Annotated in this window: 11 protein-coding genes; 6 read left to right on the top strand and 5 right to left on the bottom strand. The window is 63.9% G+C overall.

Features of this window, described 5'->3' with window-relative positions:
* Window positions 1-700: 700 nt before the first annotated feature.
* Window positions 701-1,450 (bottom strand): SDR family NAD(P)-dependent oxidoreductase, encoded by a 750-nt coding sequence (locus C493_RS19140; protein ID WP_007261145.1) that lies wholly within the window; start codon window positions 1,448-1,450, stop codon window positions 701-703.
* A 170-nt stretch (window positions 1,451-1,620) separates the two neighbouring features.
* On the opposite strand from C493_RS19140, the gene C493_RS19135 reads away from it, so the two are divergent.
* The 4 genes from C493_RS19135 (at window position 1,621) to C493_RS19120 (ending at window position 6,418) form a co-directional block, all read left to right on the top strand.
* Window positions 1,621-2,619 (top strand): thiamine pyrophosphate-dependent dehydrogenase E1 component subunit alpha, encoded by a 999-nt coding sequence (locus C493_RS19135; protein WP_007261144.1) that lies wholly within the window; start codon window positions 1,621-1,623, stop codon window positions 2,617-2,619.
* 2 nt (window positions 2,620-2,621) lie between these two features.
* The gene (locus tag C493_RS19130; protein ID WP_007261143.1) at window positions 2,622-3,587 is read left to right on the top strand and encodes an alpha-ketoacid dehydrogenase subunit beta; all 966 of its coding nucleotides are present in this window, start codon (window positions 2,622-2,624) and stop codon (window positions 3,585-3,587) included.
* 168 nt (window positions 3,588-3,755) lie between these two features.
* Window positions 3,756-5,231: a 2-oxo acid dehydrogenase subunit E2 gene (locus tag C493_RS19125; RefSeq protein ID WP_161606919.1), complete on the top strand. Its 1,476-nt coding sequence runs from the start codon at window positions 3,756-3,758 to the stop codon at window positions 5,229-5,231.
* A gap of 110 nt (window positions 5,232-5,341) precedes the next feature.
* Complete coding sequence (locus tag C493_RS19120; protein WP_007261141.1) at window positions 5,342-6,418, top strand: zinc-binding dehydrogenase; 1,077 nt, start codon at window positions 5,342-5,344, stop codon at window positions 6,416-6,418.
* 58 nt (window positions 6,419-6,476) lie between these two features.
* On the opposite strand, the gene lpdA is transcribed toward C493_RS19120, so the two are convergent.
* The gene (lpdA, locus tag C493_RS19115; RefSeq protein ID WP_007261140.1) at window positions 6,477-7,880 is read right to left on the bottom strand and encodes a dihydrolipoyl dehydrogenase; all 1,404 of its coding nucleotides are present in this window, start codon (window positions 7,878-7,880) and stop codon (window positions 6,477-6,479) included.
* A gap of 152 nt (window positions 7,881-8,032) precedes the next feature.
* Between lpdA and C493_RS19110 the strand changes: the two genes are divergently transcribed.
* A complete protein-coding gene (locus C493_RS19110) occupies window positions 8,033-9,109 on the top strand; it encodes a phosphotransferase family protein (protein WP_007261139.1) in 1,077 nt (358 codons plus the stop codon).
* Window positions 9,110-9,943: 834 nt separating this feature from the next.
* On the opposite strand, the gene C493_RS19105 is transcribed toward C493_RS19110, so the two are convergent.
* A complete protein-coding gene (locus C493_RS19105) occupies window positions 9,944-11,389 on the bottom strand; it encodes an MATE family efflux transporter (protein ID WP_049889517.1) in 1,446 nt (481 codons plus the stop codon).
* A 1,892-nt stretch (window positions 11,390-13,281) separates the two neighbouring features.
* On the opposite strand from C493_RS19105, the gene C493_RS19100 reads away from it, so the two are divergent.
* Window positions 13,282-14,055 carry a competence/damage-inducible protein A gene (locus tag C493_RS19100; protein ID WP_007261137.1) on the top strand — a complete coding sequence of 258 codons (774 nt, stop codon included), beginning with the start codon at window positions 13,282-13,284 and terminating at the stop codon, window positions 14,053-14,055.
* A 116-nt stretch (window positions 14,056-14,171) separates the two neighbouring features.
* Here the strand turns inward: C493_RS19100 and C493_RS19095 are convergent, their stop codons facing one another.
* Window positions 14,172-14,927: a proteasome assembly chaperone family protein gene (locus C493_RS19095; protein ID WP_007261136.1), complete on the bottom strand. Its 756-nt coding sequence runs from the start codon at window positions 14,925-14,927 to the stop codon at window positions 14,172-14,174.
* A 128-nt stretch (window positions 14,928-15,055) separates the two neighbouring features.
* Window positions 15,056-16,249 (bottom strand): MFS transporter, encoded by a 1,194-nt coding sequence (locus C493_RS19090; protein WP_007261135.1) that lies wholly within the window; start codon window positions 16,247-16,249, stop codon window positions 15,056-15,058.
* Between the last annotated feature and the right edge of the window lie 41 nt (window positions 16,250-16,290).

Genomic DNA, 16,290 nt, shown 5'->3' with positions numbered 1-16,290 from the left:
TTATAGATAATTATCGCTAATAGGCAATTTCCATATTCAACTGCACGTCGAATCGTCTTTTCCGACGTGCCGTTCGAGACGCTGTTTCCTTCTTCCAAGCTGCTGTAGACACTAGCTACGGCGCCCGAAAGCCACTTTCTCGATCGTTTGATGACCCCGCTCGGCAATCGAGCCGATCAGAAATCTGATCGCTGCATCAAAACGAGTAATTACTTCTAACGGTAGGGTCGTTGCCGATCCAACTCGGCTGAACTGCGCCGCGAAGGCCGCTTCTTCGGCGAGCGTCGTCGGTCGAAGTGATGTGAACTCCGCGTTCACGAACCCGTGGCTCTCGCGTGCACCCGAGGTTCGTTCGACCTTGCCGACAAGAAGCCAACTGCCAACTCGGATAATAACGGACTAAGGTCGTTATTCACCGGCCCCTCGTCGGCGCACCTGAACGGATAACCAAACGCCGCTCGTGATTCGTACAACTATCGTCGTCACTGAATGTCACTGCGCATCTGATCGTTCGATGGCTGTGCGATCAGCGTGTAACTCGGTTCAGTTGTCACTCTCGGCGCGGTCGACGGCCCTCGTTTTCACACCGTTCCAGCGGGCGGGCTGCCGTCGGTCGGTCCGAGCCGCTGCCGGATCGACGATGCGCAAGACTACTCAGACCGTCAGGTCCGACGACTCGAGCCGTCGTCGAAACGGCCGCTCAGACGTAGCCGGCGTCGACTTTCAGCGCTCGCCCGGTCACGTACGACGCGTCGTCGCTGGCGAGGAAGGCGACGCAGGACGCGACCTCGTCGGGATCGCCCCACCGTCCGAACGCCGTCTGTTGGCCCATCGCTTCCCGTTGCGCTTCGGAGTACCACTCGTCTGTCATCGCGGTCTCGATCAGCCCTGGGCAGACCGCGTTGATCCGAACGTCGTACTGTGCGAGTTCGCCCGCGACGGACCGCGTGAAGTGAAGCACCGCCGCCTTCGTGAACGCGTAGCTCGTGATCGGTGCCGGCTTCCATCCCGCCATCGACGACGTGTTGACGACGACGCCGCCGCCGTTTTCCTCGAAGATCGGCAACGCAGCGTGACAGCCGTTCCAGACGCCGTTGAGGTTTACGTCGATCAATCGGTTCCGGTGTTCGCGAGTCGTCTCGCGAAAGGACCGTCCTTCGCCGATGCCGGCGTTGTTGAACAGGATATCCAGTCCGTCGTGCTCCGCGGCGACGGTGAGCAAACACTCCTCGAACCGTTCGTAATCGCTGACGTCGAGGCGGCGGAACTCGGCCGTTCCGTCGGTCGACTCCGCTTCGGTGATCCGTTCGACGATCGTTTCGCCGCCCTCCGAATCGACGTCGGTGACGACGACGTCGACGCCTTCCTCGGCCAGTCGGTGCGCCGTCGCGCGACCGATTCCAGAGGCACCGCCGGTGACGACTGCGGTTTTTCCGTGCAATCCACGCATGTTGGTTGGTAACGTGGACGTTCCATAAGTAGGTACTCACGTGGTCGGATCCGCTCGGCGGCGGATCGGCGGCGATCCACCGCCGATAGTCTGCGATCATACGGTCAGCCGACCCATCAGTTGGGGTAGCTTTATGCTGGATACTGCATCACACATTGATGTGGGAACGCATGACACAGGACGTTAACGTCGACGACGACACCGCGAGACGGTTCCTCGAGGAGATGCTTCGGATCGATATCTTCGAGGAGGAGACGAAGGAGCGCTTCGGCGACGGGGAGATCCCGGGATTCGTCCACCTCAGCGGCGGGCACGAGGGATCCCACGTCGGAATGGGAGCGGCGATGCGGGACGAAGACTGGTTGGCCGTCGGTGGCGCGCGACTCATCGGGCAGTACATCGCCAAGGGCGTCCCGCTCCCGGAGATCATGGCGGAACTGTACGGGCGCGTCGACGGATCCAACAGGGGCCACGGCGGCCAGATGCACGTGGCCGACGTCGACCGGAAGCTGTACGGACACGCCGCGACCATCGGCTCCGGTCAGAACCCCGCAGTCGGGCTTGCGCTGGCCGAGAAGGTGAAGGGGACCGACAACGTCGCCGTGACGACTATCGGCGACGGCGGCACGAGTCGCGGCTCGTTCCACACGGCGCTGGTCTTTGCCGCGTACTGGGATCTGCCGGTGGTCTTCGTGATCGAGAACAATCAGTGGGCCATCTCCACGCCGGCCGAGTCGCTCTCGCCGGACAGCCTTTCGGATTACGGAGACCCCCACAACATGGCGACCGAGAGCGTCGACGGAAGCGACGTCGAGGAGGTGTATCGGGCGGTCTCCGACGCGATCGAACGCGCTCGCAACGGCGAGGGGCCGTCGGTCATCGAGAGCCGCGTCGTCAGGCTCGTCCCCCACTTCGAGGGCGACAAGGAGACCTATCGCGACGAGGCGGAGTACGAACGGCTCAAAGAGGAGAAAGATCCGATCGAGAACTACCGCGAGCGGCTACTCGAGAACGACGTGCTCACGGAGGGGGAGATCGAGGACATGGTCGCCAACATTCAGGACGAGGTGAGCGAAGCCGTCGAGTTCGCCCGGGAGAGCCCCGAGCCGGAACCGGAAGCGGCCTACGAACACGTCTACAGAACGCCCCTCTACGGGCAGGGTGAGTAACGATGACGAGAGAGATTACGTACGTGGAGGCGATCGCGGAAGCGCTCGACGAGGAACTGTCGCGGGACGACGACGTCATCCTGTTCGGCGAGGACGTCGAGGAGTTCGGCGGCAACTTCGGCGAGACGGAGGGGCTGTACGAGAAACACGGTCGCGACCGGGTGCGGAATACGCCGCTCTCGGAGATCGGCATCGCGGGGATGGCCCTCGGCGCCGCCGTCGGCGGAATCCGTCCCGTCGCGGAGCTTCAGTTCGCCGATTTCGCCGCGACGGCCGGCGACGAGGTCTTCAACCAGATACCGAAACAGCCCTACGTCAGCGGCGGTCGGCTCGAAGCGCCGCTGACGATCTTCGCCCCGTCCGGCGCCGGCATCGGCGCGGGCGCACAGCACTCCCAGTCCGTCCACTCCTGGCTCGGAAACGTCCCCGGGTGGGTCGTCGTCACCGCCACGACGCCGTACGACGCGAAGGGGCTGTTCAAGAGCGCCATCAGGGACGATAATCCGGTCTTCTTCCTCCCGCACAAGATGCTGAGCGAAACGAAAGGCGAGGTGCCCGACGAGGAGTACACGCTCCCGCTCGGTGAGGCCGTGGTCGAGGAAGACGGCGAGGACGTCACCGTCGTCGCGACCCAGCTCATGTTCCACCGGGCGAAGGAGGCCGCCGCGGAGGTGGACGCCGACGTCGAGATCGTCAATCCCCGAACGTTCGCCCCGCTCGACACCGAGACCATCGCCGAGAGCGTCCGGAAGACCGGCCGGCTGGTCGTCGTCGACGAGACCGTCGAGCGGTACGGGACGCAAGGTTACATCGCAAACGAGATCGTCGAGAACGAGTTCTTCAGTTTCGACGCGCCGCCGAAGACCATCGGCGTGAAGGACGTCCCGATTCCCCTCAGTCCGCCCCTCGAGCAGGAGGTCCTCCCCTCCGCCGATCGCATCGCGGCCGGGATCGAGTCGCTCTTCTAGGGCGCTCGCCGCCCCCGCGTCGCGGTCCGCTGCGCCGGCGGCGCGATCCTGAGATCCTGGGGATTCGAGCACGAGAGGACGAGAAAGTGTGCCCCTGGTTCGCCGCCGACGGAAAGCGAACCGGGGTTAGTGAGATTTTAAATAGATGCATGAACCATGGTACCGAATATGGTAGAGGTAGTGCGGATTCCGAAACTCGGACTCAGCGACTACGGCGATCTCGTCTCCTGGGAGGTGGCCGAGGGCGACCGCGTCGACGCGGGTGAGGTCGTCGCCGTCCTCGAGTCGGACAAGGCCAGCGCGGAGATCGAAGCGCCGGCGAGCGGCGTTTTGCTCGGCCAGTACGTCGAGACGGGCGAGGAAATCGCCATCGAAGTGGGGAAACCGATCGCGGTGATCGGAGAGGAAGGCGAGTCGGCGCCCTCGCTCTCGGAACTCGAGGCGGGTGGGGGTCCCGAAGCGCCGACCGAGAGCGGTGGCGACTCCGCCGGCGCGGCGGACACCGAGTCCGCGTCCGGCACGAAAGCAAACGGCGGTGGGGCGACCGCGGACGACGGTGGTGTGGCGACCGCGGACGTGAAGGCGACGCCGCGGGCGAAACGCCGCGCTACCGAGGCGGGGATCGAGCTCGCGGGTATCGAAGGCACCGGACCGAAGGGCGCCGTCACCGAAACCGACGTCGAAGGCTACCTCGAGCGCGACGTGGACGAGTCCCGGACGGAAGGCGAGGACGAAATCGCGGCTGCCGACGCGTCCGACGCGGCGGACGCGGCGGACGTCAAAGCGACGCCGCGAGCGAAACGCCGCGCCGAGGAGGACGGGGTCGACCTCTCGCGGGTCGAGGGAACGGGGCCGCAGGGCGCGATCGTCGAAGACGACGTCGTCGAGTTCGCGAGCAGCGAGGGCGTCGAGCGCACCGAACCCGCCGCCTCGAGCGACGCGACGACCGACGACGGACTCACCGTCACGGAGGCCCACGAACTCACCGGCACTCGGCGAATGATCGCCGAGCGTCTGAGCGAGAGCGCCCGCGAGAAACCCCACGTCATGGGAACCCGCGAGATCGGGATCGAACGCCTCGAAGAAGTCCGCGACCGACTCGAGGAGAAAGGCGTCGACGTCTCCCTGAACGACCTCATCCTCCACTTCGTCGGCCGGACGCTCGAGGATCTCCCCGCGTTCAACGCGCACTTCGAAGACGGCGAACATCGGTTCATCGACGAGGTCAACGTCGGCTACGCGGTCGACAGCGATCGGGGGCTCACGGTCCCGGTGATCGACGATGTCCCCAACCGCGATCTCGAGGCGCTGGCCGACGAGCGCCGACGACTCGTCGAGTCCGTCCTCGAGAACGACCACGCGCCGTCGGATCTCCAGGGCGGGACGTTCACCGTCACCAACGTCGGCGTCTTCGACATGGACGTCTCCTACTCGATCATCAACCCGCCCGAGGTCGCGATCCTCGCAGTCGGCCGCCGAAAACAGGTTCCCGTCGAGCGCGACGGCGAGGTCGCGTTCGAACGTGCGATTACGTTCAGCCTCACCATCGATCACCGCGTCCTTGACGGCGCCGACTCGGGGCGATTCCTCGATCGACTCGCCGAGTACCTCGAGTACCCGGGTCGCGCGTTCGACGCGGTGTGAGGCGCTCAGGGACCGAATATCCCTCCGAACTCGAGATCGGTCCCGCCGCACTCGCCGCGAGCGGGCCGTAGACGCATACATTTACCTTCTTGTGTATGATAGCCAAACGCATGGATGCTGTCTACCTTCACGGTCCCGAGGACCTTCGCGTCGACGCCGTCGACCCGCGCCCCGTTTCGGCGGGGGCCGTCGCGGTCGACGTCGAGTACACCGGAATCTGCGGTTCGGACTTACACGAGTACGAAATCGGGCCGGTACCGATCCGGGCGGAAGACACCGACCACTCGATCCCGGAGTCGGCGTGGGACGAACACCTCCCGAAGCCGATGGGACACGAGGTCGCCGGCACGGTCTCCGAGACCGGCGACGACGTCGTCGACGTCGAGGTCGGCGATCGAGTCACGCTGAACATGGTGAGTACCTGCCGCGACTGTCGGTACTGTGCGGTCGGGAAGTACCACCTCTGCGAGCGGGGCGACGGCGGCGCCGTCTCGAGTCGCGGCTTCGCGGATCGAATCGTCGTGCCGGAATCGATGGTCGTGCCCGTCCCGGAGGACGTGTCGCTTCGCCACGCGGCCCTCGCCGAACCGCTCGGCGTGTCGCTTCGCGGCGTTCGTCGGTCGGGGCTGGAGACCGGCGACCGCGTCGCGGTGTTCGGCGCCGGGCCGATCGGGTTGGGTGTCGTCGCCGGGGCCGTGGCGGCGGGTGCTCGCGAGGTGTACGTCAGCGAACCGCGGGCGGCCCGTCGCGAGGCGGCCGAGGCGCTCGGTGCAGACGTTGTGTTCGATCCCGCCGACGTCGACGTCGTCGAACGGCTTCGAAACGAGGTCGATCGGGTTGAAGTCTCGTTCGAGTGCGCCGGAACCGAAACGACGCTGACCGACGCGCTGCGGAGCACGGCCTACGGCGAAACAGTCGTCGTTCTCAGCGTCTTCGACGAGGAGGTGGCGCTTCACCCCAACGACATCATGCAGGCCGAGCGGGAACTCGTCGGCTCGTTCGGGTTCCGGGGCGGCCCGCTGGCCTCGCGGTCCGAATTCCAGACGGCGCTCGAGTTCGTGGCCGACGGTCGTATCGAACCCGAGCCGATGATCACGGATACCGTTCCGCTAGCCGACGTCGAATCGGCGTTCGAGGACCTTCGCGATCCGGAAAGCGAGCAGATCAAGGTGCTCGTCGAGCCGTGATCGACAGCGCCCGATTCCGCAGTCACGCGACGACGGTTCGAACACGTTTCGCGACAGATTAGCGATTCAACGTGTGGATCGCCTGTCCGAGCGCGTTCTCGCTCGCTTCCATGATCGCCTCCGAAAGCGTCGGGTGCATGTGGACGGTGCCGGCGACGTCCTCGAGGGTCAGCCCGGCCTCGACGGCGACGCCGAGCTCGCCGATCAGTTCGGAGGCCTCCGGACCAACGATTTGCGCGCCGAGGACCCGCCCGTCGTCCTCGTTGGCGACGACCCGGACGAACCCGTCAGTTTCGGTGAGCGTCAGCGCCCGACCGCTGGCAGTGAACGGAAACTCGCCGACGGTCGGCGAGTGCCCCGCAGCGCGCGCTTCCTCCGCTGTCATCCCCACGGTGGCGATCTCCGGGTCGACGAACACCGCGGTCGGAATCGCGGATCGATCCAATTCGGCGTCGCCGCCCGCAGCGACTTCGGCGGCGACGAGCCCCTCCGCGACGGCCTCGTGCGCGAGCATCGGCTCGCCGGCGACGTCACCCACCGCGAAGACGTGGTCGCGGGCCGTCCGCATCTCGTCGTCAGTCTCGAGGAAGCCGTCCTCGGTCGGCTCGAGTCCGATCGCATCGAGCTCGAGGCTCTCGGTGACGGGCTCCCGTCCGATCGCGACGAGTATTCGTTCGACGTCGGTCTCGCGGACGTCGCCGCTCGACTCCTCCGTCCGCAGCGTCACGGTCCCGTCGCCGTTTCGCGACCAGTCGACTGCCACCTCTCCGAACCGGAAGTCGACGCCGACGGACTCGGCCCGTCGTTTGACCGGGCGGGAGAGATCCGCGTCGTACGTCGGCAGGATATCGTCTTCCATCTCGACGACGGTCACGTCCGTTCCGAGCTTCGCGAACACCGTCGAGAGCTCCATCCCGATGTAGCCCGCGCCGACGACGGCGAGCGACCGGGGTTCCGACTCGAGCGCCAGCGCCTGCCGGGAGCTCAGAATCGGTTCGTCTCCGAAAGAGAACCCCGGGATGGTCATCGGACGACTGCCGGTGGCGACGATCGCGGACTCGAATTCGAGTTCGTCGACGGCGCCGTCGTCCGCGACGATTTCGACGGTGTGGTCGCCGACGAACCGCGCCGTTCCCTCCCTCACGGAGACGCCGTTGGCCTCACAGAGGGTGGCCACGCCGTCCGTGAGCTGGCCGACCACCTCGTCTTTCCAGTCGATCAGTTCGCCGACGTCGACGAACGGCTCCGTGTAGATCCCCATTCGAGACGCCGCCTCGAGATCGGTGACGAGGGTCGACGCGGTCACCAGCGCTTTCGACGGGATACAGCCGTGATTGAGACACGTTCCGCCGATGCCGTCTCGCTCGACGAGCGTGACGTCGCGATCGCGTTGTGCGGCCCGAATCGCAGCGGAGTACCCGCCCGGTCCACCGCCGACTACGAGAACGTCGGTCGCTGCCATGCGATGAGAGTCACTCGGCGTCCTTATAGTAATTTGGTGGCCGGTTTCGCCGCGGTTGACAGCCGCCGGCCGACGAGCGGGCGCCCCAACCTACTTATCGGGCTCTCTCGTACGTCCGGTGGTCATGACGCTGCGGACTCCAACTGGAACCGGTGATCGACGTGTCGAATGACGACCGATACCTGCGAAAGCTCGTCGACGAAACGGCGCTTCGACGGTATCTCGAGGACGCCCTCGGCGAGGCCGACTCGGTTTCGATCGCGCGACACGACGAGGGGCACTCGAACGAGACGCTGTTCGTCGAGTGGGACGACCGCGAGTTCGTCGTCCGTCGGCCGCCGGCCGGCGAAACCGCGGACACGGCACACGACGTGTTGCGAGAGTACCGAACGATCGACGCCCTGCAGGAAACGGCAGTTCCGGTTCCCGAGACCGTTCTCGCGTGTGACGACGAGTCGGTGATCGGCAGCGAGTTTTACGTCATGGTTCGAGAGGCGGGCGACGTCATCCGAGAGACGGAACCCGATCGGTTCGCGACGCCCGAGCACCGGTCGACGATCGCCGCCGAACTGGTCGATTCGCTCGCAAGCGTTCACGCGGTCGACTACGAAGCGGTCGGGCTGGGCGATTTCGGCCGCCCGGACGGGTTCACCGAACGACAGGTCGACCGGTGGCGACAGCAACTCGAGTGGGCGTTCGACGTCACCGAGGACGAGCGCGAGGTGCCCGAACTCGAGACGATCGGCGAGTGGCTTCGGGCGAACGTTCCGACGGACCACGCCCACGCGCTGGTCCACGGCGACTACAAACTCGACAACGTCCTGTTCGAACCGGGCACCCCGCCGCAACTGGGCGCGATCTTCGACTGGGAGCTCTCGACGCTCGGCGATCCCCTCACCGACCTGGGCTGGATGCTGCTCTTCTGGCACGACCCGTCGGATCCGGAGCCCCCGATGCCGGACCTGATGGCGACGTTCATGGCTCGAGAGGGGTATCCGACTCGAGACGAACTCGTCGACCGATACGAACGCCAGACTGGCGTCGAATTCGAGAATCGACGCTTCTACCAGGTGCTGGCGGCGTACAAGATGGCCGGACTCGGCGAGATGTTCTTCCGTCGGTATCTCGAGGGCAACTCGGCCGATCCCCTGTACCCGAAGATGGAAACGGGCGTTCCGCTCCTGGCCGAACAGACGCTCGCGCGTATCGACGGCGACCGGCCGCTTTGACCATCACGAATCTGAGGGAAGCTGAAACCACTCACAAAACAGATAGCTTCTCAAACTCGTCCGTGGTGCCTCTGAAAGGTCAACTTCCGTGCGTCCGGACGGCGCTACCATGCGTTTTCTCTCGACGGATCGGCCGACCTCGAGCGTTTGCTTTCGAACTGCCAGCGGGCGCTCGAGGAGACGGAACTAGACTATCAAACTCACGCCGCGCCGTCGCTGTCGTTCGTCTCAACGCAAAGGTGCCGTGCGAGTCGAACCACGTAGTACGCCCCTGCCCCTCAGATACCGTTCGCTAGAGATCGATCAACTCGACTGGCGTCTCTTCGGAGGGTCCGCTTCGAAACGATGACCGACGTCTTCCCAGTCCGACAATCGAATCCTATAGCTATACGAACTTATCCCTGGAACACTATACTCGTTTATATGGAACTTCTATCGGAACCGTCCGTCTGCAGCCAGCCGCCGTTCGTTCACGGAGCCCGGTTGCGTCGTGAAACAAAACGTTTACAACGACCCTGACTGAATGGTCAGTCGGTGAGGGGTCCCAGCGATTCACCTATCGCGCCACCCAAACCCATGCTGACCCAGTCCCCTCGTCGTGACCACCCACCACAGCACCCTTCCACCTACCAGAGGGCTGGCCCGACTTCCAGCGGGCTGCTCTCCTCTATGAGTAACCGAAGAATCGAGCTGCGATCCAGCGCTATACCCGATTGAACTGATCCGTTTTGTCGACCGCTTGTCGAAGGGGCTCGAGCGAACCGTTCTCCCCTGACCTCTCGGCTCGAATTTCGACACTGAAGGCCGATAACGGTCGCGGCCGCGGTCGCGCGATCAGTCGTCGGCGGCCGCCGCTTCGGGGCGGTAGGACTGACTGATCGCCTTCCACTTGTCGGTGCGGAACCGCCAGTAGTTGATCGCGGCCGGAATGGTGGTCTCGGCCAGGAACGCCAGGTACAGCCCCCAGTAGCCGAGCCCGGTCGTCGCGCCGAGGTACGCGAGCGGAATCGAACCGCAGAACATGCCGAGGAACTGGCTCGCGAACGGGACGCGCGTGTCGCCGCTCGCGTCGAGGGGTCCCGCCGCGGCGCCGGCGACGCCCTGAAAGACGACCGCGACGCAGGCCGCGTACACCAGATCGACCGCGATCGGAATCTCCGCGCTCGTCGGATCCTCCGCGAACAGCACGACGATGTGTTCGGCGAAGACGGCGATGAGAATCGCCGAAACGACGTACGTGGCGACGGCAAAACGGATGATGTCCCGTCCGTACGCCTTCGCCGTCGCCTCGTCGTTCTTGCCCAGCGCCTGGCCGACCAGACTCGAGGACGCGAGCCCGAAGCCCCAGCCGGGCGCGTTCATCAACCCCCAGATGCGGCGGGCGATGACGAACGCGGCGACCGTGTTCTCCCCGAACAGGTCGAGAATGCCCAGCATCGGGAACTCGGCGACGGTCCAGACGAGGTTGCGCCCGCCGACGGGAAGCCCGATCGTGACGAGATCGCGGAGGGTCTCGCCGTCGAAGTACGCCCCCGTCGGATCCACGCGGACCGGAAACGCCCCGATTCCCGGGAACCGCCCGGCACAGAGACCCGCGGCGAACGCCGCGGTAACGGCGACGTTCGAGAGAACGGTTCCCAGGGCCGCACCGGCGACGCCCCACCCGAGGCCGAAGATGAAGACGGCGTTCAACCCGATATTGGCGACGGCGCCGCCGGCCCGAACCTGCATCGCCGTATACGAGTCGTCCGCGCCGACGAGGATGCGACTGCCGACGAGGTTTAGCCCGGCGAAGGGGATGCCGAGCGCGACGATCTGGAGGTACCGCGCGCCGTACTCGATCGCGCTCTCGTTGCTGCTCAGCACCGAGATGAGTTCGGTCGGGAACAGCCAGAAGACGGCTACGACCGGAGCGCTGGCCACGATCACGAGTACCGTACTCGAGCGGACGGCGAGGCCGAGTTCGTCGTAAGCTTCGGCGCCATAGCGCTGGGAGACCAGCGCGATTGTACCGCCGGCGACGCCGCCGCCGATCGCGAAGGCGAGCCCCCAGAACGGGCCCGCAAAACCGACGCCGGCGACGGCCGACGTCCCGACGGCGACGCCGACCATCGCGACGTCGACGGCGCTTTTCGACATGCGCGCGATTCCGGTGACGATTCGGGGCCAGGCCAGCACAGTCGTCTGCACGGCGCGCTCGCGGTCGATTACCCCCAGCCGTGCTAGACCGAGTCCGATGTATAGAATTACCAGCTGTAGGGGGTTCGGAATCCTACTCACGGGGTACACCCGCCGTCGTTCGAACGCTCGTCTCGGACCGTCGGCTCCTGCCAATTGGCGGATGCTGCCCTCTCGACGCATCGTCGCAACACGGTGGTGTGAAAATCGCCGCGCCGTCGATCGACTGATCCGACATCGTGAATTCGACGTCCACCGTTAGAAACACCCGTCTAGACGTTCTGCGTCGGTAAATCGGCCAGGCGAATCGTCCTCGATTCTGGTCCGCTCTGCGACGGTTTCCTGACGCGGGTCGACCGGTCGGTCCGTGCGTATCTGTCGCCGCTGTCCTACCATACGTACTATCACTTTGTCACTATTTTAACACTCGTTTGGTCTCGGTAGTTCGTCTGAACTCCTCTAGAGAGGCGGTGATCGGATAGTATGAACGCTTTGGCTTTCGTTAGTGATATCACCGCCTCATCGACGGCTCGCCGATTACGCGGTGCGGCGATCAGTATAATTACATTCGTACGAATGTTATTCACTGGCAGTATCTCGCTCTGACTGACTAGTTAGTCAGCATCCGTTATGAAACTTACTGACCATCCAGTCAATAGCCGCCAGTCGGGCAACTTCTCGAGGAGACGTCAGTGAGTTCCGTTCCCAGTATGCACGACGCTGCACCCTACTTCTCGACTGTTCCGGATCGCTCTTCGGTTCATCTGGGTCGATACCTCGCGCCTTCTCGAGGGAGGTGAGAATTATAGTAGCCACTGAAAGTCACTGCACACCTGATCGCAGTACGTCGTTGCGATCAGTGCGTCACTCGTTTCAGTGGCTACTATAGCCACGACCGAGATTGGTACGTCGGAACACTGCTGGCCGACAACGAATCTCGGGGACCCTGATAGCGAGCTCGGACAGATCCGCTAGACAACGAAACAATAGGAGCAATAGCTACAATAGGTGTCAGAACGTGTACAGGCTGCGGCAGGACTGGAACGGTGGAATAGGTGCAATAGAAACAATAGCAACAATAGGTTTATGGGATGTGTGCAGGCTACGTCAGGGCCTGAACGGAAGGAATAGTTACAATAGGTGAAATAGATATAAGAGGTACAATAGGAGAAGGTACTGAAGAACTGGGCGGTTCGTAGCAGGGAAGACGCGTTCAGAACAGCCGCTTTCAATCACACACAGGATCACCGCTGGTTCGTATCGTAGTGAAACGCAACCGATCTCTCGCTTTCAGCGATAGTTCGGGAATTAGCGTAGTATCGTCCTGATTCTCGTCGGGAGACAGTCCATGGTCGAGTTCGCAACTGGAATCGACAGCCGACAGTTACCGAAGAACCGACCCACTCGCACGTGACGAGACGGTGAGTCACCTCGACGGACACCGCTGCTTGCTGTACACTGTCGTCGACCCTGTGCCGAGTAGTTCCCCATATGCTGCGTCGTTCGACGGCTATGACCGAACGACAGAACGGCCGCCGTACGAGAATTCGCCGGGAAACCCGACCTCGAGGTTGCCGTGTCTCTCGGTGATGGGGTACGATACCTCCAGACTGTGCGCCGCCGATCGGGGCTCGGCTTCACTCCGAATAATGTGGGAATCGGAACGGCCCTGAACGAGTTTGCTGTGTGATAAAAGGCTACACCTCTTCGTTTTCGAACTGCTTCGGCCACGCCCGACCGTCAGCCGCCAAATCGTGTCCCACGCACCCGCTCGCACGATGCGGATGCGACAACCGAAATACGACCCGCTCATGTCTGGCCGTTCAGCAAATTCTCCGCGCCGCACTCGCTGCACGGGCGAGACTCGCGATGCCGTTCTGACAGGACCTGTCCCTTCCCCGTTCGACTGTCTATCCAGGAGTCGGTCGGCGTTCACACGGTCGGTCGAGAGACGGGGAGTAACTTCTATTGGTCGGGACGGTGACGAACACTCGATGAAGGTCGCGCTGATAACGATCGGTGACGAGTTGCTTTCCGGCGACGTCGTGAACACGAACGCGAATTGGCTGGCGACGCAGCTTACCGACCGCGGCGTTTCGGTTGCGCAAGTCGTCACCCTCCCTGACGATCGTGACCGCATCGCCACCCACGTTAGCGAATACAGCGAGACGTTCGACGGCGTTATCGTCACCGGTGGAATCGGCGGGACCCCCGACGACGTGACGATGGAAGCCGTCGCAGACGCGTTCGACCGCGAACTGACCGCGTCGGAACTGACTCGATCGGCGGTCGAACAGCGGGTGGCCGAAATCGAAACGCGACTTCCGGATCGGGAGTTCGACGTCGACGTCGAGGCCGAGGCCGCACTCCCGGAGCGGAGTCGTCCGTTACTGAACGACGCGGGTCTCTCGCCCGGCTGCGTTCTCGAGAACGTCTACGTCTTGCCGGGCATTCCCGACGAACTGAAGGCGATGTTCGCGACCGTCGCCGACGAGTTTACCGGGGAACTCCGTTCCACCCACCTCTACACCGTCGAACCAGAGGCGAATATCGTTCGGACGCTCGAGGAGGCGATGGAGCGGTTCGAGGTCACGGTCGGTTGCTATCCCGATCGCGAAGCGAGGCACAATCGATTGAAGATTACGGCGGCGGACGACGCACAGCTAGACGCCGCCAGCGAGTGGCTGTTGCGCACCATCGACGCGAGCGAAACGCCGGTCTCGCGCGACGCCGGCGACGACGATACGCCCGACTCGGAGACGAACTGACAGCGATCGCCCTCCCATCCAGCGTCGATATCTCAGCCTTCTCGAGCAGATCCGATCACAACGCGTGTGATGTACGGGGCGAATCCGTCGTGGGAGGTTGCGGTATCGACGGAGCGCTACCGAAACATCCCTTTCGCCTGCATCGGTTCGTCTTGCTGACCGCGGGCTTGCTGTAACTGCTGTGCGACCTGTTGTTTCTGTTGTTGGATGTTCTCCGCTTGCTTCTGGAGCGGGTCGGCATCGATTTCGAACTCGACGAGCGGTTCGAGCGCCGTTTCGATCACCGACTGGGCCGCGGCCGGATCCGGAAGGCGCGGATCCGCCCGCACGAGCAACAAGACGGCGGGAACGTCCGCCTGATAGCACGCGTTCACGAGCGCGCCCGTCACACCGCCGACCGCTCCGGAGTCTTCCATCAGGTCGACTCCGGCGTCCTCGAGTTCCGTCTTCAACTCCTCGGTCGTTGCAACGCCGACGACGTCGCCTTGCTGTTCTTCCGACTGGGCCGGCGCGCCGGCGAGAAAGATCGCTCGGCCGAAGTCGTCGACCAGTTCCTCTAACACGCACCGACTCAGTTCCCCGAACGCGTCTTCCGGTATTGGAATGTCACTCTGCAACGTCAGGACGTCGGGATCCGTCCCGCCGTAGACGCGGACGGTATCCTGAACGCGACCGTTTGCAAACGACGTCACCGGCGGAAAGGAATCGGATCGGATCGATCCGTACTGCTCGAGGTCCAGTTGGTCGGTGATCTGATCGACGGCGATCGAGGCGACCAGCCCGTGACCTGGCAGGCCCTCGATGAGTGTCGGTTCCGCTGCGTCGGGCTCCGTTTCTCGATGAAACTCCGTCCCGGACGTACCTGTGGTCATACTCGACGAGCTACATCGACCTGTCATATATGCCTGCGGGGCGCAGATCACGGGATCGACTCGCCTGCGTTCGACGCGACGGACGGAACCGACCCCATCGTCCGCAGTACGTTCGATGCAGACGCCGGTCAATCCGTCGGGAGCAACAGCGTTAGCGCGGTGACAACACCGACGATTGCGGCTAACACGACGTACCCCTCGTCGAAGTACCCGCGTTCGGCGACCGCGCCGAACACCACCGGTCCCGTCGCGCCGAGCATCGCAGTACTCGAGCGAACGAGCCCTAGTCCGGTGCCCTGGACGTCGTCAGGGGTGATTTCGGCCAGATACGATTGGGTGATCGCGCCGGAGCCGAGCATCGTACTGATGAGGACGGTGACCGCGAGGAGCGCTCCGACGCCGTCGACGAACGGGAGCGATGCGAGGCCGAGGATCGAACCGCCCAAAACCAGCGGCAGCGAGCCGCGAATGCCGATTCTATCGTAGGCCGCACCAGCGAGCGGCTTCACGACGACGCCGACGGCAAAGAACAACCCAAATAGGGCGCCCGCGGCCGTCGGCGAGAGCTCTTTCTCCTCGACGAGATACGTCGGGTAGAACGCCGAAAACGTCTGCCAGACGAAGATGAACAGGAACAGCATGACGCCCATGATCACGACGGTCGGCGAACGAAGTTCGTCGGCGACCGCCCGGATGCTCGTGTCGGTGCCCTCGGTATCGTCCGGTTCGGGGTTCGGCAGCGTCCACCAGATGATCGCCACGGTCAGACAGAGAAACGGGAGAACGTACCCGAGGCCGAGCCGCCAGCCAACTGCGACCGCGAGGACGCTTGCGACGGGCGGGAGCACCGTCTGTCCGATGTCGCCGGCGGCCATCGTCACGCCCAACGCACGGCCGATACGATCCGGATAGAGATCCGATAGCGCCGTAATTCGGGCGATCGGATACTGAGACAGCCCGAGTCCGACCAGCGCGGTCGCGCCGAACAGGACGAGCGCCGACGGCGCGAGGAGCACGAGCACCAGTCCGAAAAGGGCGAACGAGACGCTCACCGTCAGTATCGTCCGCTCGCCGTACCGGTCCGCGAGGATTCCGCCAGGCACCTGCCCGATCGCATAGGCGAGCCAGATAACGGTCACGAGAAACCCGGCGGTCGTCAACGTGAGTCCGAACTCGTCGCTGAAGTAAGGCAGCAAGACGGGATAGATCATTCGCGTCCCGTTTAGCAGTCCCCAGCCTAGCGCGATGGCGAGCAGCGATTTTCCTTTGCCGTCGGCCCACAGACCGGCCAGTTCTCGACGCACCGCATCCAGAGTCCCCATTGAGTACTCGCGTTCGGGGTGTCACGACGCGGCCGAAATTG

This window comes from Natronolimnohabitans innermongolicus JCM 12255 (genome assembly GCF_000337215.1).
Classification (GTDB): Archaea; Halobacteriota; Halobacteria; order Halobacteriales; family Natrialbaceae; genus Natronolimnohabitans; species Natronolimnohabitans innermongolicus.
This window is presented reverse-complemented; position numbering and strand designations above follow the sequence as displayed.